Source organism: Tenuifilum sp., assembly GCF_037481895.1.
In the GTDB taxonomy this organism is placed as follows: Bacteria; Bacteroidota; Bacteroidia; order Bacteroidales; family Tenuifilaceae; genus Tenuifilum; species Tenuifilum osseticum.
On sequence record NZ_JBBFKU010000029.1, the window covers coordinates 1 to 23,226 of the forward strand.

General features: G+C 41.8%; 18 protein-coding genes. 8 read left to right on the top strand and 10 right to left on the bottom strand.

Going from position 1 to position 23,226, the window contains the following annotated elements:
- Positions 1-219, top strand: a 219-nt coding sequence (locus tag WHS63_RS09445) for a hypothetical protein (protein ID WP_445204892.1), incomplete at its 5' end; no start/stop codon positions are given.
- A gap of 36 nt (positions 220-255) precedes the next feature.
- Here the strand turns inward: WHS63_RS09445 and WHS63_RS09450 are convergent.
- The 3 genes from WHS63_RS09450 to WHS63_RS09460 form a co-directional block, all read right to left on the bottom strand.
- Positions 256-978 (bottom strand): nucleotidyltransferase family protein, encoded by a 723-nt coding sequence (locus WHS63_RS09450; RefSeq protein ID WP_445204893.1) that lies wholly within the window; start codon positions 976-978, stop codon positions 256-258.
- 136 nt (positions 979-1,114) lie between these two features.
- A complete protein-coding gene (locus WHS63_RS09455; RefSeq protein WP_445204894.1) occupies positions 1,115-2,542 on the bottom strand; it encodes a RapZ C-terminal domain-containing protein in 1,428 nt (475 codons plus the stop codon).
- Positions 2,535-3,221 (bottom strand): DUF554 domain-containing protein, encoded by a 687-nt coding sequence (locus tag WHS63_RS09460; RefSeq protein WP_445204895.1) that lies wholly within the window; start codon positions 3,219-3,221, stop codon positions 2,535-2,537. Before WHS63_RS09460 ends, WHS63_RS09455 begins: the two co-directional genes overlap by 8 nt.
- 120 nt (positions 3,222-3,341) lie before the next feature.
- Between WHS63_RS09460 and WHS63_RS09465 the strand changes: the two genes are divergently transcribed.
- Complete coding sequence (locus tag WHS63_RS09465; protein WP_445204896.1) at positions 3,342-3,824, top strand: hypothetical protein; 483 nt, start codon at positions 3,342-3,344, stop codon at positions 3,822-3,824.
- 9 nt (positions 3,825-3,833) lie between these two features.
- On the opposite strand, the gene WHS63_RS09470 is transcribed toward WHS63_RS09465, so the two are convergent.
- Positions 3,834-4,922: a 4-phosphoerythronate dehydrogenase gene (locus WHS63_RS09470; RefSeq protein WP_445204897.1), complete on the bottom strand. Its 1,089-nt coding sequence runs from the start codon at positions 4,920-4,922 to the stop codon at positions 3,834-3,836.
- Positions 4,923-5,015: 93 nt separating this feature from the next.
- Between WHS63_RS09470 and WHS63_RS09475 the strand changes: the two genes are divergently transcribed.
- From WHS63_RS09475 to WHS63_RS09490, 4 genes are read left to right on the top strand one after another with little or no spacing between them, the layout of a single operon-like run.
- On the top strand, positions 5,016-5,465 hold the full coding sequence (locus WHS63_RS09475; RefSeq protein WP_445204898.1) for a YhcH/YjgK/YiaL family protein: 450 nt from the start codon (positions 5,016-5,018) through the stop codon (positions 5,463-5,465).
- A gap of 48 nt (positions 5,466-5,513) precedes the next feature.
- The gene (locus WHS63_RS09480; protein WP_445204899.1) at positions 5,514-6,815 is read left to right on the top strand and encodes a caspase family protein; all 1,302 of its coding nucleotides are present in this window, start codon (positions 5,514-5,516) and stop codon (positions 6,813-6,815) included.
- Position 6,816: 1 nt separating this feature from the next.
- Entirely contained in the window at positions 6,817-9,198 is a 2,382-nt protein-coding gene (locus WHS63_RS09485; protein ID WP_445204900.1) for a TonB-dependent receptor, read from the top strand.
- A gap of 2 nt (positions 9,199-9,200) precedes the next feature.
- Entirely contained in the window at positions 9,201-10,082 is an 882-nt protein-coding gene (locus tag WHS63_RS09490) for a DUF4249 domain-containing protein (protein ID WP_445204901.1), read from the top strand.
- A gap of 79 nt (positions 10,083-10,161) precedes the next feature.
- Here the strand turns inward: WHS63_RS09490 and WHS63_RS09495 are convergent, their stop codons facing one another.
- The 6 genes from WHS63_RS09495 to WHS63_RS09520 all read right to left on the bottom strand — a co-directional run bounded on the left by WHS63_RS09495 (position 10,162) and on the right by WHS63_RS09520 (position 21,559).
- Positions 10,162-13,269: an ATP-binding cassette domain-containing protein gene (locus tag WHS63_RS09495; protein WP_445204902.1), complete on the bottom strand. Its 3,108-nt coding sequence runs from the start codon at positions 13,267-13,269 to the stop codon at positions 10,162-10,164.
- 192 nt (positions 13,270-13,461) lie between these two features.
- Positions 13,462-14,934, bottom strand: a complete 1,473-nt coding sequence (locus WHS63_RS09500) for a glycoside hydrolase family 30 protein (protein WP_445204903.1) — start codon at positions 14,932-14,934, stop codon at positions 13,462-13,464.
- A gap of 309 nt (positions 14,935-15,243) precedes the next feature.
- Entirely contained in the window at positions 15,244-16,431 is a 1,188-nt protein-coding gene (locus WHS63_RS09505; RefSeq protein ID WP_445204904.1) for a TolC family protein, read from the bottom strand.
- Entirely contained in the window at positions 16,415-19,522 is a 3,108-nt protein-coding gene (locus tag WHS63_RS09510) for an efflux RND transporter permease subunit (RefSeq protein ID WP_445204905.1), read from the bottom strand. Before WHS63_RS09510 ends, WHS63_RS09505 begins: the two co-directional genes overlap by 17 nt.
- Positions 19,523-19,534: 12 nt before the next feature.
- The gene (locus WHS63_RS09515; RefSeq protein WP_445204906.1) at positions 19,535-21,061 is read right to left on the bottom strand and encodes an efflux RND transporter periplasmic adaptor subunit; all 1,527 of its coding nucleotides are present in this window, start codon (positions 21,059-21,061) and stop codon (positions 19,535-19,537) included.
- 87 nt (positions 21,062-21,148) lie between these two features.
- On the bottom strand, positions 21,149-21,559 hold the full coding sequence (locus WHS63_RS09520) for a DUF6769 family protein (RefSeq protein WP_445204907.1): 411 nt from the start codon (positions 21,557-21,559) through the stop codon (positions 21,149-21,151).
- 95 nt (positions 21,560-21,654) lie between these two features.
- On the opposite strand from WHS63_RS09520, the gene WHS63_RS09525 reads away from it, so the two are divergent.
- Positions 21,655-22,404, top strand: a complete 750-nt coding sequence (locus WHS63_RS09525) for a sensor histidine kinase (RefSeq protein WP_445204908.1) — start codon at positions 21,655-21,657, stop codon at positions 22,402-22,404.
- Positions 22,404-23,132, top strand: coding sequence for a LytR/AlgR family response regulator transcription factor (locus tag WHS63_RS09530; RefSeq protein ID WP_445204909.1), 729 nt, complete (start codon positions 22,404-22,406; stop codon positions 23,130-23,132). The genes WHS63_RS09525 and WHS63_RS09530 overlap by 1 nt, the downstream gene beginning before the upstream one ends.
- Positions 23,133-23,226 lie beyond the last annotated feature (94 nt).

The following is a 23,226-nucleotide window of genomic DNA, read 5'->3' on the forward strand; positions in this document are numbered from 1 at the left end:
GGCTGCAAAGGTAGTAACTTTTTCCGTCCCGCGCAAGGGGTTACCCCAAAATTTTTTTTTCTCCCCCCATCTGCTCCGCCCCCGCGCGCGCTCCCCTCCGAAAGCGGGTGCAAAAGTAGAAAAGCGTTTTTAATTACGCAAATCAATTTTCAAAATTTTTTTAAGAAAAACGACAAAAATTCAGGCAACGTTCTGTTAGACAGTAAGAAAAATTTTTAAAAATTTCATTTGAAAAGACGCAGGGAGTACTGCAGGTTAAACCTTTCTTGTTACAAATTGCGATGCAAGTTCCAGAGTATCAGGCTTACCCACGTCAATTACATCGGAATGGGATAAATCGGCACCCTGAATCAAAAATTCCTTTGATAGTTTAAGATAAGCATCAACAATTGAGAACTCACCCTTTGCTGGCAGTTGCTTGAATATTTCGGGTGAAATAACATGAATGCCAGAAAATGCATATGCAGTAAGGGCTTTGGAAGGATTAGTAATAATAACCTTACCAGTAACCATGTTCCTCCAACCAGATAGTACCATTTGCTCATTGAAAAGGAATACCCTGGAAGCCTCTCTTTTACTTACAGCTAGCGAGGCAAGCGCAGATGAGTTAAGATGATACTGATATAGGTAATGTAAATCGATGTTTGAGATTATATCGACATTGTGAACCAGAAAAGGCTCGCCCTGATCGAGAAAATTACGGGCATGAACAAGAGCACCACCGGTGTCGAGTAATCTTTCAGTTTCATCGGAAATATCGATTTGAGCATTAAAACTGCTATTACGTAAAAAATCAATAATCTGCTGTGCGTGGTGATGAACATTAACCACTATGTGATTAAAACCGAAACCAATAAGGTTGTTAATGCATATTTCAAGCAGGGTTTTTCCGTTAACCTCAATAAGGGCTTTGGGTTTATCGGCTGTCAAGGGAAGTAATCGGGTGCCTAGGCCAGCGGCCAGAATCATTGCTCTCATATAAGCTTACTTTTTAATAGGTTTACAAAGTTTATCCTTGCTATTTGAGCTAGCACCACACTTTAAGCAAGTGTAGTCCTTACCCTCAACCTTAACCCCTGCTTTACCTTTCGCACATTTCTTTTTTGGCATTCTGCTAACGCTTTTCAAGTTCGATATGCTTAACTAAAATTCTTAATCCACTATCGCCATAAGTACTTTTTAGTTGCTTAACAAGGTTCTCTGCACAAAATACTGATCGATGTTGGCCACCAGTACAACCAAAACCAACCGATAAATGTTTAAAGTTTCGGGACAAATACTTATCTATTGCCGACTTAACTAATGAAAAAGCGTTATCGCAAAAAACATTTACTTCACCCAAAGAAAGTAGATAGTCTATTACAGGCTTATCGAGTCCGGTAAGATTCTTGTACAAATCGAGTTGGCCAGGATTGGGTAAATATCGGCAATCAAATACAAAACCTCCTCCATGCTCAGGATTTAGTGGTGGATAGCCACTCTTAATAGAAAAACTAAATACCTGAACGGTAAGTCCGTTAAAATCTTCACTTTGCTCAACTTGATATCTACCTAATAGCTCTTTGTTAAGCTGACTGAGATACCTTAAACAGCTATCGTCAACATTAGCAAGCAAATTGCTGAGGTTATGCAACGCAAGAGGAACGCTTTGAATGAAATGGGTTTTACGCTCAAATAGACCTCTGAAACCATAAGCCCCAAGTGTTTGCAAAATTCTAAAGATAGCCATATAAGGAAATTGGGCCACCATTTCACTCCTGTTAATAGAACGGTATTTGGACAGCTCATCGAGGTAATGCACTAGAAACTGCTGCCGAGTAGAATCGCTGAAATTAGCCTTTGCCTGGTATAGAAAAGAAGCTATATCGTAAAGGCCTGAGCCAATTCTGGCGCTCTGATAATCAATGAAGTATGGTTGGTTGGCCAGAATCATAATATTACGGGATTGAAAATCGCGGAATTGCAGGAATTGATTATCGCCATTGAGCACCTTTTCTGCTAAATAGCCAAAGACATTTTCCAACTCAGCCTCACTAAAAGTAACCCCTGAAGGCTTAAGGAAGCAGTACTTGAAATAGTACAAATCCCACATCACCGATTTGATATCGAAATGCGAAATTGGGTATAGCTTTGATTCATCAATACCATCAAAACCCAAAATATTGAACCGGGCAAGGTTGTTTATTGCTTGCCCAATCAAATTCTGAATTTCAAGAGTATCGCTGTTAACATCAGTTATTTTATCGTACAACGACAATGAACCCAAATCGGATTGTAAGTAGTACCTTCTACAGCTTGAAATACCCAATACCCTTGGAACCGAAATATTGCGATGGTGTAGATGTTCCGTGAGGTAGTAAAAGGTTTCGTTTTCCTTTACATCATCGTTAAATGTTCCAATGCACGACAGTTGCTGTGATTCAATCCTAAAGTAGATGCGTGCAGAACCAGAACCGGGCAGCTGAACAATGTTAAGGGCCGAATGCCCATATACCTCGGAAAAGAGCTTGGAAAGATTATCGATATGGGAAATGCTATGCATGGTTTGCGAAAAGTGAAGTTAGAATAACGATGAATATTAAAGCAGGAAGCATATTGATTACGTGGAAACGTTTTATCTCTAGTATATTAAACCCTAAAGCCACTAAAAGAATACCGCCTACAGCCGATAGTTCATTTACCATGCTTCCACTTAGGCTGCTAGCCGCAAAAGAGGCAATCAATGTCAATGAACCCTGATATAGCAGCAAGGGCAAGGCGGAAAACAGAACCCCTACCCCAAGGGTTGATGCTAGCACAATGGATGAGAACCCATCCATAAGGCTTTTAAGGTAAAAAAGTTTGGGTGTTCCCCCCATACCCTCCTCAATGGCACCCAGAACAGTTAACGAACCCATGCAGTAAAGCAGGAAAGCCACAACCAGTCCTTCCGAAAAGCGATTTCCTGATATTTTAAATCGATTTTTTAACCGGTTCGATAGGTTATCGAGCCTGCTTTGCAAATCGAGTAAAGTCCCCGATAGCACACCCAGAATTAAGCTGAATACAACCAGTAAGGGTTCATTGGTTTTAATTGCCATTGATAAGCCCAGTACCAGCGTAAAGAGCCCAACCACTTGAAAAAAAACTTTACTGTACTTTTCGGGCATACGGGATCCAATAAGCAAACCTATTGAGCCCCCAGCCAATACAGCTATTACGTTAACTAAAGTCCCAGTCACCTTTTAACATTTTTAATATACTGCTAAAATAGAATGTTTACGTCAGAATAAACAATTGTTAAAAAAAAATTTAAGAGTAAATGAATAAAGTTAGTATATTTGAATTGAAAAATATGATTTATGCCCTTACCCACTAGTAGTAAAATGCGTATTAGCCTTTTGAAAAAGGACGAAATCATTGATTTCGTGGAGTTTAATATTACAGGCGACGCTGAAAACTATATCCGTTGCGATGATGAGTCGTATTACCTTCAAACAAACGTGTTCAATATCTTTGCAGGATGCTTTGAGCGAAGCCATCATTTATTCGACTACATCTCGCCAACCATGTATAACGCCCGACGTTTCATTCCTCTCCGTAATGAACTTCTTGTAAACCTTGAACAACTTTTGGTTATTAAGAATGTATCGCAATTTCAGCAGTACTTAAGCCAAGTTTTTTTAGGTAAAGATTTGCTGGAGGTTTTAAAACAAATTGATCCTGAATACGAAAGGCACTGGAAAGGATATATTAGAAGGCTTATTCAGGTTAACCGGCACATCATGAGGCTCATTGATCAATGCATTAACGAAGAGCGTGTTCTGTGGGTAATTCCTTACTAAGCCGATTGGTTAACCCAACTCAAACCCAAGCATACCAACCTTTTCAGCATCTTCTTCAATCTTTAATACTTTGAAACCGGTAAAATCGCGCCGGTAGTTATATGTATTCCTGTAATCCTCAAAATCTTTAGCTATAATTCTAATATCATCGCTTTCGATACGATACGTTTTGTCTATTAAATCTAAAATATTTTCAGCTGAGCCGATAACTTGCTTTTCAGTAAGTGGATTTGGCGTAGGCCACCAAGGGGTTAGGCCAAGGTTAAAGTAACGGCTAACAGCATCAACTACCATTTTAGTTGCCATAACCTTTCCCTCCAGCGAGTAACCAGCAATATGCGGTGTTGCCACAAGGCATCGCTTAGCAAGTTCCAAATTCAAATCAGGTTCATTCTCCCACACATCTAAAGCAACAGCTACATTAGAGTTTTGCTCCAAATAGCTATGCAGCGCCACCTCGTCAACTACCCCACCCCGCGATGAATTTAAAAAGTATGCTGTTGGCTTGCACAAAGCCAAATTCTTACTGCTTAACATATGGTAGGTAGGGTAATTACCGGCTCGCGTTATAGGAACATGAAAGGTGATGATATCGGACACCTTTAGTAATTCATGTAGATCAACATAAGATGTTATATTCTCCCTCTCAGCCCTAGGCGGATCGCAGCAAACCACATTCATGCCTAAGGCATTGCCAAGAGCAACCACCTTACTGCCCACATTTCCAATGCCTACTATACCAATGGTTAGGGTTTTGGGATTAAGGTGATTTGAACTGATCCATTTCACAAGTGCAGCACCCACCCACTGCTGGACAGCAGCAGCATTGCAACCGGGAGCGGTTACCCACCTAATACCATTTGAATCGCAGTACTGAGTATCGATATGATCATAGCCAATGGTTGCCGAAGCAATGAACTTAACCCTTGAACCTTGCAGTAAATCTTGGTTACAGATAGTGCGTGTTCGAATAATTAGCACATCGGCATCTTTTACTACCTCTCGGTTTATAAGATGCCCGGGTAAATACTCAACATCAAAAAAGGGTTCAAAAACACCTTTAAGGTAGGGGATGTGACTATCGGCAACCAACTTCATAGGTAAATTTTGTACAAAGATAGCAAGTAAAAACTGTTATACCCTGCATTGTCAAACTGTCAAAATAAACTAATTTTACAAAAAATATGCATAATGATTGTAGCACCATTATCGGAATTTGGTACCTACCTAAACCTTCATCCCCTTTTTGAGCGGGTTGAACAGGCGCTAATTACTTTAGATTTCAGCAAACCAGGAGAAAAAATTTACATCGACGGGGAAAACCTCATAGCCATCCCCTCGTTTAATAAAGCACGCAGTGCAGGAGAAGCCCCATTAGAATCGCACGATAAGTATATAGATATTCAAATATGCCTGCAGGGCGAAGAAACAATGGGATGGCGCGACAGGCAAACCTGTAGTGCTATTAAGGAGCCCTATAATAGCGATAACGACATAACCTTTTACTCCGACCATCCAACATGTTTTATCACTCTAAAACCTAATCAATTCGCAATATTCTTCCCATCCGATTGCCATGCACCGTTGATAGGAGAAGGTTTTATAAAAAAAGTGGTGTTTAAAGTTAAATTGGCCATGTAATTGCATAAAATTTGTAGTAAAATATTACCAAACCAAACTGACCAACCTATGAAACGCAATTTATTGAGAATTGCAGCTGTACTGGCAATGCTAACCATGGGTGCCTGTGCAACCATACTTAACACAACAAAGCAAAAGGTAAGTTTAACATCAAATCCAATTGGAGCTGAAGTTTACATTAATGGTAAAAGCACCAATAAAACTACACCATGTACGGTTTGGGTTAAGCGCAAGGTAAAGAAAGGACCAGCAAACGGGCGCAACCAGTATATCTATGAGTTCCGTAAGGATGGCTTTGTCCCTTACACCTATACCGATAACGCAGAGGTTAGCAGTAAAATATGGCTAAACCTGTTTCTAAACGTAGCAGCCCTACCTGCTTTTGGCGTCGATTTTATCTCAGGTGGTGCATACTACTACAATAACGATGTTTTGGCAACCCTGCAAAAGGAGTCCGCCGGTTATGTGGTAATCAGGGACACAGTTGTTAAACAGGTTTACGTAACTTCCCCTGAAGCCAAGGGTTATATGTTTGAAAAATTATCGGATGTTGATGTTGATATCCCAAACAATAACCTGGAGTATCCCTTGCGCTTTGCGCTGATAATTGGAAACGAGGACTACAGTAGCAAGCAGGTTGATCTGAATAGAGAGGTTAATGTTGATTTTGCCCGAAACGATGCCAGCGCATTTAAGGAATACGCCATAAAGGTATTAGGGATTCCCGAAAGCAACATAATCTTTCTGCTCGATGCCACTGCTGGGCAAATGAATCAGGCCATTGCAAAAACAAATCTGATAATAAAAAATGCCAAGGGCAAAGCCGAGGTATTTGTTTACTATGCAGGGCATGGCTTACCCGATGAGGTTACCCGCGAACCATACCTTATACCGGTTGACATCAGCGGACAAAATGCCCGCGATGGAATTAAACTAGCCGACTTATATGCCAAGCTAACAGAATACCCCACAAAAAGGGTGATCGTATTTCTGGATGCATGCTTCTCGGGCGGAGCCCGCAATAAGGAGTTAGTTGCAGCCCGCGGGGTTAAAGTTCGCCCCACTGAAAGCGTGCTTCAGGGCAATATTGCTACACTATCAGCCGTATCGGGTGAACAAAGCGCTCTGCCATTCAAGGATAAGCACCATGGTTTCTTTACCTATTATCTACTCAAAAAACTAAAAGAGACTAAGGGCAACATTACCTTTAAGGAACTTAGCAGCTACCTCGATGAGATAATACCCCTACAGTCAGTGCTACTGAACAGTAAGGAGCAAACCCCTGTACTTAGAATGGGTATTAACCCAACCGAGGATCTAGAAAATTGGGTTCTTACAAAATCGAACTAATATGGCATTGTATTTGTTAAAGCTAGGTGCTAAACCTAGCTTTTTTTATTCCATGATTAAAAAGATTATTGGCATACTTTTTATTACATTCCTTTGCTTCCAAGGCATAAAGGGACAGGTAAAGTATAACGTAAGCGGTTACGTTAAGGATTCCCAAACGGGCGAGGTTCTCATTGGAGCAACAGTAATAGTAAAGGGAATCAATATAGGCACTGCAACAAATAGTTACGGGTTCTTTACAATTACAGTTCCAAAAGGTGAGCATACAATCTCATTTGGATACCTGGGATATAAAACCCAAGAAATAACTTTACAAGTCATTAAGGATAGTAGGATTGATATTGAGATATCGCCCAACGCACAGGAAATCCAGGAGGTGGTTGTTAGCCGGGAGAAAGGGAATAGCAATGTTCAACGAGCCGAAATGAGCCTTGTAAAGCTTGACATGAAAAGTGTAAAACAAATACCTGCCTTAATGGGTGAGGTTGATGTAATTAAAGCTATTCAATTACTGCCGGGGGTCCAAAGTACTGCCGAAGGGGGATCAGGATTTAGCGTTCGGGGCGGTGCTTCGGATCAGAACCTGATAATACTCGATGAGGCAACCGTTTACAATGCTTCGCATTTAATGGGATTTTTCTCCGTTTTCAATAACGACGCAATTAAGGATATAAAGCTCTATAAGGGCGATATGCCAGCCTCGTTTGGAGGCAGATTATCGTCAGTGCTCGATATTAAGATGAAGGAAGGCAACAGCAAGGATTTTAACGTAACCGGAGGAATAGGAAGCATTTCGAGCCGGTTAACGGTTGAAGGTCCAATACTAAAGGATAGGAGTTCGTTCATGGTATCGGGACGCAGAACCTATGTTGATGTATTTTTTCCACTATTTAATAATGACGATTTGAAACAAAGCACACTCTACTTTTACGACCTGAACGCAAAACTGAACTTGACTCTTAATCCCAATAACCGAATTTTTGTTTCCGGGTACTTTGGACGCGACATGTTTGGCCGCGATATCAACGGCTTTGGCTTTGGTAACCAAACGCTTACGGCAAGGTGGAACCATATTTTCAAGCATAACCTTTTCATGAATACTACTTTGATATCAAGTAATTACACATACTTTTTGGAATCTAATACCAACGATGCGAACGCCATTAGGTGGGAATCGAACATGGATGAGGTTAGCGCAAAAATTGATTTTAACTACGCAATTGGTCCAAAATATCAGCTTAGGTTTGGCGTATCAAGCGCATACCTAACATTTATGCCTGGTTTGATAAAAGGGACCAACTCCCAATCGTTTATTCAGCGTTGGGAAATCCCCAAACAGCATACGTTGGAGCATGGTATATACTTATCGAATGAGTTTGATCTAGGAAGAATTTCATTTAAAGCAGGTTTACGCATATCAGCCTTTCAGAACATAGGGAAAGGCCAAAGCCTTGTCCTTTCACCCGACTACAAGGTTACCGACAGAATATCCCATCCAAAGGGTGAGATTTATAATACATATATTAGTCCTGAGCCCCGAGTGGGCTTAGTTTACAGGCTTAGCGATAGCAGCTCAATAAAAGCCAGCTACTCGCATACCACGCAGTATGTTCAGCTGGCATCAAACTCACAAGGTGGAAATCCGCTTGATGTTTGGTTTCCGGCATCGCCCAATATTAAGCCCCAGCAAGCTGACCAGTGGACCCTTGGCTACTTTAGGAACTTTTTGAACAACCAAATAGAGGCATCGGCGGAGGTTTATTATAAAAACGTAAAAAATTTTGTGGACTTTAAGGATTTTGCCGATGTTCTGCTCAACGATGAACTTGAAGCTGACATCAGGCAGGGCAAAGCATACTCTTACGGATTAGAACTATTCACACGTATCGACCTAGGGAAGTGGGAAGGATGGGTTAGCTATACTTACGGCAGAACCTTTCGCAAAACACAGGGAGTTAATATGGGAAGGGTTTATAGCGCAACCTACGATAAGCCCCATAATGCAACCGTTGTGCTTAGCTATCGACTTAATAAGCAAATTACCCTTTCAGCCAACTGGATTTACTCCACGGGTCAAACCTACACCCAGCCAACCGGACGATACGAAATTGATAATATTACCATACCCATATACTCTGAAAGGAATGCCAAACGCTACCCGGACTACCACAGGCTCGACTTTGCCGTAAACATTAAAACTAAGAAAAGTCTTAACCGGCGATGGAAAAGCGAATGGAATATCTCTGTTTACAACCTTTACAACAGACATAATGCATGGACCATAAATTTTGTTCAGGACGAAAAGAATCCGAACATAACCTATGCCGAAAAAACATACCTATTCCCAATTATACCCTCAGTAACCTACAACTTCAAGTTTTAGCTATGAGAAAAATATCGACCATTATAGGGATTTTGACCTTAGCACTAGCTGCATGCACGGAACGGATAGACATTGAACTAGATTCATCGGATTCCAGGCTTATAGTTTACGGCAATATAACCACCGATACCATGAGCCACACCGTAAGGCTAATTAAATCGGTACCGTTCTATAGTCCAACTCCCCCTCCACCCGTTTCCAATGCCACGGTTTACATCATGGAAGGCAATACCCGCTACGACCTTACCGAGGATGCCAATAACCCCGGCTACTACTACACAACCCCGGATGTTTTTGGCAAATCGGGGACAACATACACGCTTCATATTGAAGATGTGAATATTGGGGGTGTTACTTCGTTTCAGGCTCAAACACAAATGCCAACACTGCTCGAGGGATATCAAACCAATTACCTGGATTCAATAAATGTAAGCTACAACAGGAACTGGGATGGATGGGTAGTTAATGGTTATGCTAAAGAGCCCCAAAACATGAGAAACTATTACATGTTCCGGGTAAAAATAAACGACATACTATACAGCGACAGCCTCAGTAATTTGATACTAGTTGATGATAAGTTCTTTAACGGCAATAATACAGAGGGTGCTGCCTTCTACTTTATTTCTGAGAAAGATACTCTCAAGATAGGCGATAAAGTAACCCTAGAGCTTTGCGCCATAACCCAGGATTACTACCAGTACCTAAACGAAGCCTTGAAGGCCTCAAGTCCACAATTCCCATTATTTAGCCCTCCTCCAGCCAATCCGATTACTAACCTAAATAATGGAGCCATGGGATATTTTAGCGCTTACGCAATTATTCGGGCTTCGTACACCATGAAAGAAGAGGATTTTGAGGGACAAAAAATGAAGATTTACAGATAATATTTGCTCCTAAATATTATAAACCACTTCAAGAAACAGCTCAAGTCTCAATTAAATACCAGCATTGCGAAAAACAATGTTAGGTTGGCAAATACCTTGCAATACGAGCCGTAAGCTTGCGGAAACGGAAGCGCTCAACAAAACGGTTAACCACGCGGAACATATCGCTTAGTAATGTTAGGTAGAATATTACTGACATTAGCCAGATAACCACCAGATTAAACCAGAATGTAGGGATTAGCAAAGTGCCTAGAATTTTATAGTAGGAATAAAAATGTGCTCTTCCATTTCGGGCAGTTGGGTATGCGTATATGGGTTCGTAGCGGCGAACAAGCTTGTTATCTACTTCAACAATCTTGGTAAAATCGTTTCTATTAGTTACCAAAGCCTCCAAAGCATTATTGTGATGCATTCGGCCTAACTCAAAAAGCGTGATTTTACCAACCAATTCCTTTTCAAGCGATTTTACCAGCGCATCGCGCCGTTCAACCCCAGCCCTATACTTTGAGTTGAAGTGAGATTTTAGGGTATCGAGCTTAGCAAGTGTTATGTCGATATAGCTAGGCGTAACTCTACTAATGCCCAGGAGTCCTGTGTCAGGGTAAGTAAAATTAATAATCGGGAAATTGTGCTTTAACCTTTCGAGTTCCATCTGCACAATGCTTAACCTCTGCCTGGTTCGAGGCGTTTGCTTGCCAACAGCCAAATCGGTTTGCGCTTCTTGAAGCAATAACACTAGCTTAGGAATCAGCAACGTGGCATTGTAGTTGTTATTGCTGATATCTTTATTGATAAAAAAGAAATGTTTATTATACTCATTGTTACTAAACTGCTGTACACAAATAGCCTCGTAAGGCCAACGACTCAGCGTTAAATCTCCTATAATTGGAACATACTCCGAATCGGAAAGGCTCTTGTGTAACTTGTTATAGCTGATTACCACACCGCTGAACATCAGCTGCGGAACAATGATTAAGGGAATCATTACGTAAATTGCTACAACCGAGTTTAATGCGGCTGAAAGGTTCAGTCCTATCATGCTTGCACAAAATGATGTGGAGAACAGAATGGCCCAGTAGGACCAGAACATTCCATGAATCTCAAGCACATAGGTTGATATTAGAACAAATAGTAACGATTGAAATGCTGAAAAAAATGAAAGTACTACAAGTTTTGAGTTGATATAGCTGAAATAGCTGAGGTTAAGAAACTTTTCACGGAAAAGAACTTTTCGGTCGTTAATTATCTCCTCAGCACTAATAGTCAGACCTAAAAAAATCATGGCCACCACGCTCATGAAAATGAACGCGGGAATATTATCGTTTTCGCTAAAAATGTAAGCATTTGGGTTACTGAGGGTTCCATGAATATACTTGGAGAAGAAACTGATAACAATCGCTAATACTGGCGAAGCCAGAATGCTAATGTTCATGAACTGGGAGTTAGCAAGCTTACTTCGTAAATTTCTCCTAAAGTAAATCCACATCTGCTGTAGTTTCGATGGGATTTTAAAGTTATTGGGCGGAATTGGTGAAGAGCATGCTGGTTCAGCAACAATAATCTTACTTTGGATATTTTGTAGGTAAAGCTCATACCATTCCTTAGCTGAACGTTTTCGCTTTCGGGTTAAGCGGCCATACTCGTTAACAACCCGGGCTTCAACAATCCTAAGAATAATGTCGGTATTAACATTTCCACAGGTAATACACTCACTCTCCTCGGGTTTTAGAAAATTGGCCATACGCTTGAAATAAACCACGGCATCCATTGGATTACCCTGGAATATTGGCCTCCCCCCCTGGTCAAGTACAATTATCTTATCGAATATCTTAAAGACATCGGATGAAGGCTGATGGATATTGGTAATTACAAGTTTCCCCTTAAATGTTTGCTTTCGTAAAATTAGCATTATACGCTCGGCATCGAGCGATGAGAGCCCGGAGGTAGGCTCATCGACAAATAGAACCGATGGCTCACGCATTAGCTCCATGGCAATGTTAAGGCGCTTGCGCTGCCCTCCGCTTATGTACTTATTGAGCGGGTTGCCAACCTTAAGGTCGCGTGCCTCAACCAGGTCGAAATCTACGAGGGTTTTATCTACCAGCTCTACAACTTCATTTTTACTTAGATGGCTGAAACAGAAAAGGGCGTTGTAGTAAAGATTTTGAAAGACCGTAAGCTCTTCAACCAGTAAATCGTCCTGGGGAACATAACCAATTACCCCTTCAAGTTCGTTCTTGCTATTATGAACATCGTACCCGTTGATATAAACCTTACCTGAAACGGGCTTTAAATTACCATTGAGCAGGTTAATAAGGGTTGACTTACCCACGCCACTTCCGCCCATAATTCCGACCAGCTGACCGGAGTAGGCTGAGAATGAAAAGGGGTAAACTCCATTCCGACTCCCCTTGTGCTTATACTCAATATCCTTAGCTACAATGGAAACGAAAGGCTTACCAGGGGTTTGAATAAAAACCGATACAACCTTGCTGTAGTAAACAGGCGACATACGTGGTCCACGAATTACCGCACCGGGACCGAAAAGGTATGTTCTCCCCGGCTTAAGCATTCGGCTATTCATGAAAAGTTCCAGCTCCCCAAAATACTTTACCAGCAAGGTGTTGGTGCTGGCAATCCTAAGTACGTAAAGTTGCCCCTGAAGTCGCTCATTTACCAAATGTTTAATTTCCGGTATAGGGTTATCGCGTTCAGGACTTATGAGAAGAACCTGTTGGTTCCATGGTATTTGGCCGGGCGACTCGCTTAGTATAAAATCGCGGCCGTTGGAAAACTCAAAATCACTAATATTGAACTGGTTGGCTACCCTACGGGCAAACTCAAGTCTATCGGGTGTGGTAAGCCTGCTATCGGCCAGGAATTCCAGCAACTGTAAAACCAGCCAAACCTTTTGATGCTGCTCAAACTCATGGTTGATAGAATCAATTATGGCATGAACCATGGGCGACTCGGTGTAGCGGTCAAGGCTTACATCCTCTAACTCCTTACGGTAGCTTACCCCAAAGTTGGTAAATCTATCGATAAATACTTTAGCCTGCTCATCGCTAAAGTCGTGATGCAGATAATCTTCCAAGACATCGAGAGCAAAGCCACTGTCGGATTTACTCTCAATGTTCACGAGTATGGCAAAAAGCTTTATAAGTGCATCGAGCAGCGACTCGCTCATGGTTTAAGGTTTGGATAAGCAAAGATAGAATTTTTCAATTGTATTGAACCGTACGGTTATAAATTGGATTGTAATTTTATAATCGCTTTACCAAAAAAATAGTAAAAACCACCAGTACCTAGCGAGTGCTTTTAATAACCATTAAACCATCGTAAAATTAATTCAATACTCAACGCATTACTCTTCCTTAATTTAATACCTGATACTTTGAATTGCGTGTGCTGGTATTTGCAATTGAGCCATAGCATTATTGCAAATCAGATAATAGTTTATTGGTAAATCGGTGGTGTTTAGTACAACCGTTACAATACTTCCGTCGGTGTTATTGAACGATGCGGCAAGTAAATTGCTGCGCGATGGGGAGGTGCTTATTCGCCGTGCTCCAGGCCTAATAAACTTGGAAAAATGGCCAAGGTAGTAGTATGCAGGGGTAATAAAAAGCTCACCTGTTCGTGTGTCGCCATGCATGGGAGCAAAGCAAAAATTTCCAGCATGGTTAGGTCCACCCTGCTCATCGAGCAGGATATTCCAATCAATCCATCCTGATGTGCCACTATTAAAGTCGTAAATCATTGATGTAGCATACTTTTCGGCATTTGGCCAGTAATTGTAATGGTCAGGCACAAATCGTTCAACCGTTCCCTCAGTGAAAATGATATGTTTTTCGGGGTAACTTTCGTGAACATTCCTTACGTTATCGTACATCTTTTTCCCGCCCCACCAATCCTCATACCAGTGATAGCCAATACCCCAAGCATATTTCGATGCTTCAGGGTCAGAAAATATAACATCGGCACGGTAAGGCATCAAATCGCGGTTGTGGTCCCAAACAATTATCTTTTTATCCTTTAGTCCATTGTTCCAAAAGGTGGGACCAAGGTAGTGCTTCAGGAAATCGCGCTCCTCTTCGGCAGTAAATATGCACGACTCCCACGTTTGACGAGCCATAGGCTCATTCTGAACAGTAACACCCCAAACTGGGATTCCGGCTTTCTCGTATTCCTTTACGAACCGGACAAAATAATTAGCCCACGACTGGTAGTAACGCTGCATAAGCTTACCACCGTAAAGCATATTATTGTTGTCCTTCATGAAAGCCGGTGGGCTCCAAGGACTTGCAAGGAGTTTAGTGGTACTGCCCGATATTTTCATCGCTTTTTTAATGAGAGGTATCCTGTACTGCATGTCGTGCGCTATGCTAAAGGTAGCCAGTGCGCTATCGCCATCGGCAATGTAAGTATAGCTACCGCTGCTGAAATCGCAGCTATGAATACTGGTGCGAATAAATGAGTAACCTATCCCCTTTACCGGGTGAAAGTAAGCATCGAGTAGCTTCTGCTGATTATCAGGTGTTAAACGGGCAAAGGTTTCGGCAGCAGCATCGGTAATGGCTCCACCAATACCAATTATCTCCTGAAACTGTTTACTTGGATTTACAAAAACAGCCACTTCGGTTTCAAAAGGTTGACGAGCCGAATCGAATTCTCCTTTTGAAGTTAGTGCTAGTCGGGTAACCGAATCGTTTGCTGTTGTGAAAACCTCATAGCTCTTTCCGGCAAATGATATGCCTGCATTGCTATCAACCCTAGTGTTTCCACCCTTTTGGCAAGATGATAAAACAACAAAAGTAAACGCGGTAAGAGCAAACAATTGTATCGCTTTCATTCCAATCCTTTTTTTGAGTTCGTTTAACAAAGATACATCGGTGGAGTGAAGACTTATTGGAATAATTCATAATAATTTTTAATGAGCAAGATTTGAGAAAATGTTGCAAAAAAAGATTTGCTTATACCATCAATACTTACCAACCATTAGTAGGCCTACCAGCTTCAGTATTAAATGTGATTTGTGTAGATTTGAGAAGCTAATAGATAGTTATCTCCTACTACATCATCCTCGGGTTAATGAAAAAAACGCGCATCAAATAATGCGCGCTCTTTAACTATAACACAAAATCCATGCAAATACGAAACATCAATAGGCAAACCTATTAAGTTCAATGTAAGTTTTAAGGCACTCATGTTGCACTTCAAGCAATCGTTCCTTGATACTGTTGTAGCTATTTAGCTCTGTGTAGTAATCAACAATTGATATTTCACCCTTTTGAAGCGCAAGGTATAACTTACCAGCAATATCGAAACTACTGATGTTTTGGCTAAGGTTATTTGTGAGTTCTTGCAATGCTTTAACCTTATTGTAAAGTCGTTGTGAGCTTTGCCTAAATGAGAATAGGTAATCGTCAGTAAGTAATTGCATATACCTCTCATTAGCCCTTGCATACCTCACTGTATTTGATTTTTCCCATAATGGAATGGAAATACCTGCAACAATACCCTGAAAGCGTTCACCTCCAACCTTTTCGCTGGCATAACCAGCGTTAAAAGTAGGCAAAACCTCTGCCTTTGAAAGTTTAAGTTTTAAACGACTATTTTCAATTTCGCTTTTTAGGTAGGCCAGCTCCGGATTTTGCGATTCAGCAAGTCCAAACCAGTAATCAAAACTATCGGGCAATTCCGGAACAATAATTACAGAATCAGCAATAGCTATAGAAACCGAACCATTCAAAACTCCAAGCTCATCGGCTAAGCTTTTCTGCTCAAGTTTTACTTGAGTGATTCTTGAATTTAACTCATGGTAAACAAGCTCTGCCTGGGTGTATGGAATTACACCTATTTCACCAGCCTCAAACTTTTGCTTAAGCGATTGGGCAATAACCAAAGCATTTTTCAGTTGCCTATTTAGCTCAACTAAAAGAGCGTTGTGGTAAACCAGGTCGGCATAAAGCAAACCAGCTTTTTGAAGTATCTCAGTGCGCTTTGACCTATACTCATTCTCTAAAGCACTTGACAGGCCTTTGGCAAGCTTAGCCCTGTAAATATATGCAGTTGGAAAATCGAACTGCTGAGTAATACTGATTGTGGTTTTGTTTCCAATATCGATAGGACTACCCCACTGGTAAATAACCTCGGCTTGGGGGTTACCCGGCGATAACCCTATACGGGTAGCAATCCTTTCGGCTTCAAGCTTTTGCCTTAGTGCTTTTAGCATAAGGTTGTTAGAATCAACCTGCTGCAAAACCCTATCAAATGCCATTTGGGCATTTGTAATGCCAGCAAAAGCAAGCGCAACAAAAACTAAGCTAACTTTATTCCTGGTTATCATAATCACTTACAATTTCGTTTTTATCAAACATGGTGTAAACAATTGGTATAATGTATATGTTCAGAAATGTTGATGTTAAAAGTCCACCCAGAATAACCTTAGCCATTGGGCTTTGAATCTCGTTTCCGGAAAGGTGTCCCTTAAAGGCAAGTGGAATTAAAGCAAGGGCTGCAGTAAGCGCAGTCATAAGAATTGCGTTAAGCCGGTCCGACGAACCCTTAACTACCACCTCCTGAACATCAAATCCCATTTTTCTAAAACGAATGTAGTTAGATATTAACAGTATTCCATTTCGTGTAGCAATACCAAAAAGCGAGATAAATCCGATAATTGCCGGAATGCTTAAAACTCCCGAAGTAAGCCATATGGCAAAAACCCCACCAATAAGCGCCAAGGGAAGGTTCAATAGTATTATTCCAGCCAAGCTGAAGTTACGAAATTCTACGAAAAGGAGCATAAAAATTATTAAAATTGAAATGAGAGAAGCTATAAGGAGTGTCTGCGATGCACGGGCCTCGCTCTCGAATTGTCCACCATACTCAACTCTATATCCTTCAGGGAAAGTGATACTCTCATCAACCCTGCTACGAATATCGTTAACAACACCTCGCAGGTCGCGCCCTGCTACGTTGGCCGATATAACCAGCTTACGTTGAACATTCTCACGACTAATTGTGTTGGGGCCGGTAGTTGAAATCACATCGGCAACCTGGTAAAGAGGAACCTTACCATGCGTAGGCGAGTCAATAAGAATCGATTTAATCCCTTCAATGGTAGATGTATAGGTTGAATCAAGCTTAACCACTAAATCGAAACGTTGCTGCCCCTCGTAAATATCGGCAAGTTTTTCGCCCCCAAGTACAATATCAACAAACTCATTGAACTCCTCAAGGCTGATGCCGTATTCTGCCAGTAGTGCCCGGTTGGCTCTTATCTGGATTTGTGGCACCTCAACCTGCTGCTCAACGTTTACATCAACCAAACCGTTAATACCCACTATCTCGGTTTTTATCTGGTTGGCTAGGGTGTAAAGTTTAGTCAGGTCGTCGCCAAAGAGCTTAATGGCAATGCTTGCCCGCGTACCAGTAAGCATATGGTCGATACGGTGCCCTAAAGGCTGCCCAACAGTAACTGCGATGCCCGGAATGCGGGCAAGCGATGCTCGAACATCGGCGAGGAACTCATCGTTGCTGCGCTCCTTAAGCTGAAAGTTCACGTCTATCTCCGAGCTGTTGGTTGCCTGCGAATGCTCATCGAGCTCGCCTCTACCTGTTCGGCGAGCTGTTGATGTAACCTCGGGTACTGCCAGAAGCATTTTTTCGATGTAGTTTCCCACCTTATTGGTTTCATCGAGCGAGGTGCCCGGTGGTGTAACCACCGATAGCGTTAGCGAGCCCTCATTAAACTCCGGAAGGAAGCTACGCCCCATTCCAAATAAGAGTATAACTGACAAAACAAGCAGTATCAGGGTGCTACCTAACACTAATCTTTTTCTACAAAGAACCCATTGCAACGACTTTTCATAGCCATCCCTGAGCTTAGCAGCCAACCATTTCTCGTTCTCGTTTTGTTTGAGGTAGTTCTCGCCCGTTAGCAACATGCGCGCCAGCACAGGGGTAAGAGTCATAGCAACCAGTAACGACATAAAAAGCGATACAATGAATGAAATACCAAGTGGTTTAAGCATTCGCCCTTCCATGCCGCTCAAGAAAAACAAGGGAACAAAGGCTACAATAATAATCAAAGTTGCATTCAGGATTGAAGCCCTAATCTCACGTGAAGCTTCATAAACAACCGTAAAGCTCGATTGCCTTTCGTGCTCAGGTTTCTCCCTATTTTGCCTCAATCGCTTGTAAACATTTTCAACATCAATTATAGCATCGTCAACCAGCGAACCAATGGCAATTGCCATTCCGCCAAGACTCATTGTATTTATGTTGATACCGAGCAATTTCATCACCACAAAGGTGGCAAGTAACGAAATGGGTATGGCAAGCAGCGATATTATTGTTGTCCGAAAACTACCCAGGAAAAGTAGAAGAATTATGGTTACAAAGATTGCACCCTCAATTAATGCCTGCTGAACGTTACCCACTGAGCGCTCAATAAAATCGGATTGACGGAATATTTTGGTGTTAAGTTTGACATCGGGGGGTAACGATTTTTTCAGATTTTCCAGATTAGCCTCTATTTTACGAGTTACCTCAAGCGTATTAATATTGGGTTGCTTTGAGATTGATAGAATAATTGCCGGCGAGGCATTGCTAGATGCATAACCCATTTTAGGAGCAGGTGCAATACGGATTTCAGCTATGTCGCTAATCTTTACAGGCATTCCGTTACGGGTAGCAACCAGTGTTTGACCAAGCTGCTCAATATCGGAAGTGCGCGCTATTCCTCGGACTACATACTCGTTGCCAAACTCCCTTATGTTAACCCCATTGGAATTCATACTGATAAATCGGCATGCGTTGGCCAGCTCATGCATACTAACTCCCAAATGAAGCATGCGTGTGGGATTTGCCACCACCTGGTACTGCTTGTAATCGCCACCAATAATGGTAACCTGCGAAACTCCACCAGTGGCAAGAATGAGCGGCTTAACCGTCCATTCTGCAATAGTTCGAAGTTCCATCATACTTGTACTATCGGCCTGCAGGCTAATGAAAAAGATTTCGCCCATCACACTGCTCTGTGGTGCAAGCATAGGTTGGTTTACGCCTAAGGGCATTTGTTGGGCAACCGCAATAAGCTTTTCGCTAACTACCTGGCGTGCCTTTAAAACATCTACCCCCCAATCGAACTCTACCCAAACAAACGAGAAACCCTGAGCCGATACTGACCTAACCCGCCTAACATCGGTAGCGCCATTCACAGCGGTCTCAATTGGAAATGTTACTAACCTCTCAACCTCCTCCGCTGCCATGCCGTGAGCATCGGTCATTACAACAACGGTAGGCGCTGTAAGGTCAGGAAAAACGTCAATGTCCATATTGGATACAGTTCGGAGTCCAATAACCGTAAGCACTAGGGTGCTTATAAGTATGAGATATTTATTTCTCAGTGAGAAACCGATTATTCTGTCGAGCATAGCCAATTTGTTTTAGTGAACATGACCCGAGTGAGCATCGAGCGCACCCGAACTTTGTGCCATCTTTACATACACGGCACCCCGAGTTACAATCCGATTACCAGGTTGCAAGCCCGATAAAACCTCAACCCTTGAACCATCGGTAACACCTAGCTTCACCTCGCGTTTAATGAAAGTTTCCGGGGTGAGCTGCACCATCACAAAATGGTTACCCTGCTCCTCCAGGAGGGCTGAAACCGGAACAGTAAGGGAGTTGCCCTTGGGTTGGCAAAGCAGGTAAACATCAACCACTTCGCCTACTGGCAATACCTCAACATTGGGCAATTCCAGAACAACCGGAATTAAATGGTTTTCCGATGATATTGTTCTGCCTACTGCAGCTAACCTGCCTCCTGATGATTTAAGGTTTACGACCATGCCGGAAGAGCTTACCTTAATATTTGCATCGGAAATTGAGCTTAGTAAATTCAGGAAACGGGGCTGAACGTAGCACTGTATACTTGAAACTGATAGTTTACTCAGCTTTACTAAAGGCTGACCTGCGTTTACGTAATCGCCATTTGATACAAACACCTTCAGAACCTCAGCATTTGCAGGGCTTACAATTTGTTGACCCTCGGCTGAATATCCGTTTTCAAAGGCCTTAAACGCTGCAAGTGCTACCTCGTAGTCGCTTTTTGCCTTTTGGAATTCAGCAGTGGAAATAACCTGCTCAGCTGCCAAAGCTTTTTGACGCTCGTAAGCGGACTTGGCAAGCTCATACCTACTTTTAGCCTCGGCATAGCGTAATGCAAAGTTATCGTCGGCCATGCCCCTGGAAATTAAGCTAAGCAAAACCTCCGACTTACGAACCTGCATTCCGGGTAAAACAGATTTTTGGGTATAGCTCACTACTCCCGAAATACCTGCCACCAAAACCATCTCGTCAGCCTGTGCCGGCAGAACCATGCCGGTAGTTTTTACAACCTGCCCAATTGGCTGTTGGGTAACTATTTCAGTAGCAAAATCAACAGCCCAAGCCTGCTCCTTTGTAAATTTGATAGTGTTTGATGTATGGTTATGCTGGGGCGAGTCTGCCCAATCGTGTTCGCAATGGTAAATAGTAAACTGCCCCAACCGGTAAAATCCTTTAATGCCATTTATTACCATTTCAATTGAAGCATCGGCCTTACCGTTTACATCAAATTGTACTTTGAGCCTGTAAATTCCATCGTTACCTGCATTTAAAGCTGTAAAGGAATACGTTTTACCTTCGGCTGTTACGTTAAGCATTAATGAATCAACCTTTACAGGTTTGAAACTCTTCATCCCTGTTACGTGAGCGGTAAGCTCAACCTCCTTGCCGGCGATTATTGGGTTGCCAACTATGTATATCTCAAGGCTATCAGTATAAGCTGTAAAGTGCGCAACTTCCTCTTCGGCATGTTCAGCTTGTTCATGCGAATGCCCTTCATGGTTTTGACTTTGCTGCCTTTGAGTATCATTACAAGCAGTAAAAATAAATGTAGCAAGGGCTATTAGTAAATAATTTTTAACCATTCCAATTCGAATTAATTATTATCCAAAAGTTAAAACTTAAACAATGGTTAGCTATACTAACCATGAATACAAATCAGCTAAATCGATTTAGAAAGGGGGAGCCCTTAATGTGTGGCAGCTAATAATTGGAATCTGCCAGGTATTAGAAATACCAGAAATGTAGATTCTTTGTGAAAGTTCCAGCCTTACGGCAGTATCGATACATCTGTTTAGATTAGCAAAAAAATCCTTAACAACGTTAAGATTTGAGATTACCTGCGAAATATCAATAACCCTAAACTTTTCGGCCTGGGTAAGGTCATTTAAAAGGTTGCATGACTGATCGTGGGAATGGTTATGGGAGGAATCGTGATGGTTACCATTGCTATGCTGGCAACACACCTGAGCAGCCTCAGCAAAGCAAACCTCGCCATTGTGGTGGTGATGCGGAACAAGCGAATGAACCAACATCATCCCCACACCCAGCCCCAATAGTATTATTGAAATGACCCTTTTCATGAAAAGCAATTGGGTGCAAATTTATTCTTTTCGATTGAATTGCGGCTTAATGGTTTAACCAAAAAACATATATTTGCATCAAACAATTGTGCATCATGTTCATATCTTCCACTCCACAAGTAACCCTGCTTGTTATTCATTCCGTGGTGTTTGCCATTGCCATAATCTACCTTATTACCAGCAGAAAAAGGCTAAAAGAGCGGATTTTAAGATACGAACAGCAAGTTTTGCTCTCGCAAATGAATCCGCATTTTGTATTCAACTCCTTAACAGCCATTCAAAGCTATATTTTCCGCAACGAACCCCATACCGCCAGCAAGTATCTCGCAAGCTTTGCAAAGCTTACCCGCCTAATCCTTGAAAACTCCCGTTGTGAGCTGTGTAGCTTAGAGAGAGAAATTGCCACCCTAAAGCTTTACCTCGACTTACAGAAGCTAAGGTTTGAAGGAAGGTTCGACTATACCATAACCGTTGCAGAACAAATTGACCCGGATGCAACGCTAATCCCACCTATGCTTGCGCAACCGCTCATTGAAAATGCCATTGAGCATGGCTTGTCGGGCATTAACTGGGCAGGTAAAATAGAGATTCGCTATACCCTAACTAAGCCAAAGCAACTGGTTATTGAAGTGGAAGACAACGGTATAGGAATTGAAAAATCGCGCGAAGTTCAGGAGAGTAAAGGGAAACAGTACAGGTCGTTAGCTACCGAAATAACCAAGGAACGTATTAAAAACCTCAAAAAGCTAGGAAATTCGGGAATCAAACTAAACATTACCGATAAATCGACCTTAAGCGGGAATGCCTCGGGAACTATAGCCCAAATTGTAATACCCCTAAAGTAATGGTAAAAGCAGTTATAGTTGACGACGAGATACATGCGCGGGAATCACTAACCCGAATGCTTAATGTATATTACCCATCTATAACCGTAATAGGTAAAGCTGAAAGCATAAAAAGCGCCTACGATTTAATAAAAACCCAATGCCCCGATATTGTATTCCTCGACATGCAGCTAACCGATGGACATGGGTTTGACCTACTGAAGATGTTTGAAAATATACCTTTTAAGGTGATAATAATTTCCGCCTATCAGGAATATGCAGTCAAAGCCTTTAAGTTTAGCGCTGTAGACTATCTTCTAAAGCCTGTAGACCCCGATGATCTTGTTAAAGCTGTAGATATTGCCCTAGCCCAAGCCCTGAACGATAAGCAACAGGAGCGCCTTAATGCCCTTATTGAAAACACCAGGAATATTGGGAAAAAGGATAAGCTACTTGCCCTCAGGAACTCCGATGGTACCTATATTGTTAACACGTCAGAAATTGTTCGATGCGAATCCGATAACAATGCTACCATTTTTTACCTTGTGGATGGCAACCAAGTACGGGTAAACCGAACTCTCAAGGAGTTTGACGAAATGCTTAACGAGTGCGGATTTTTACGTTGTCATCAATCGCATTTGGTAAATCAACGGCATATTGAAAAGATTTCCCGATTCCCTTCATCATTAATCACCATGAACAATGGCGATGTGATTCCAGTATCGTTTAGAAAAAGAAAATCAATTTGATTTTTAACCCACTTAACATTAACTTAACATTGGGTTAACCTAAAAGTAATAGGACATTTAAGAAACCAAGCATTTGAAAGGGTAATTTTGCGCG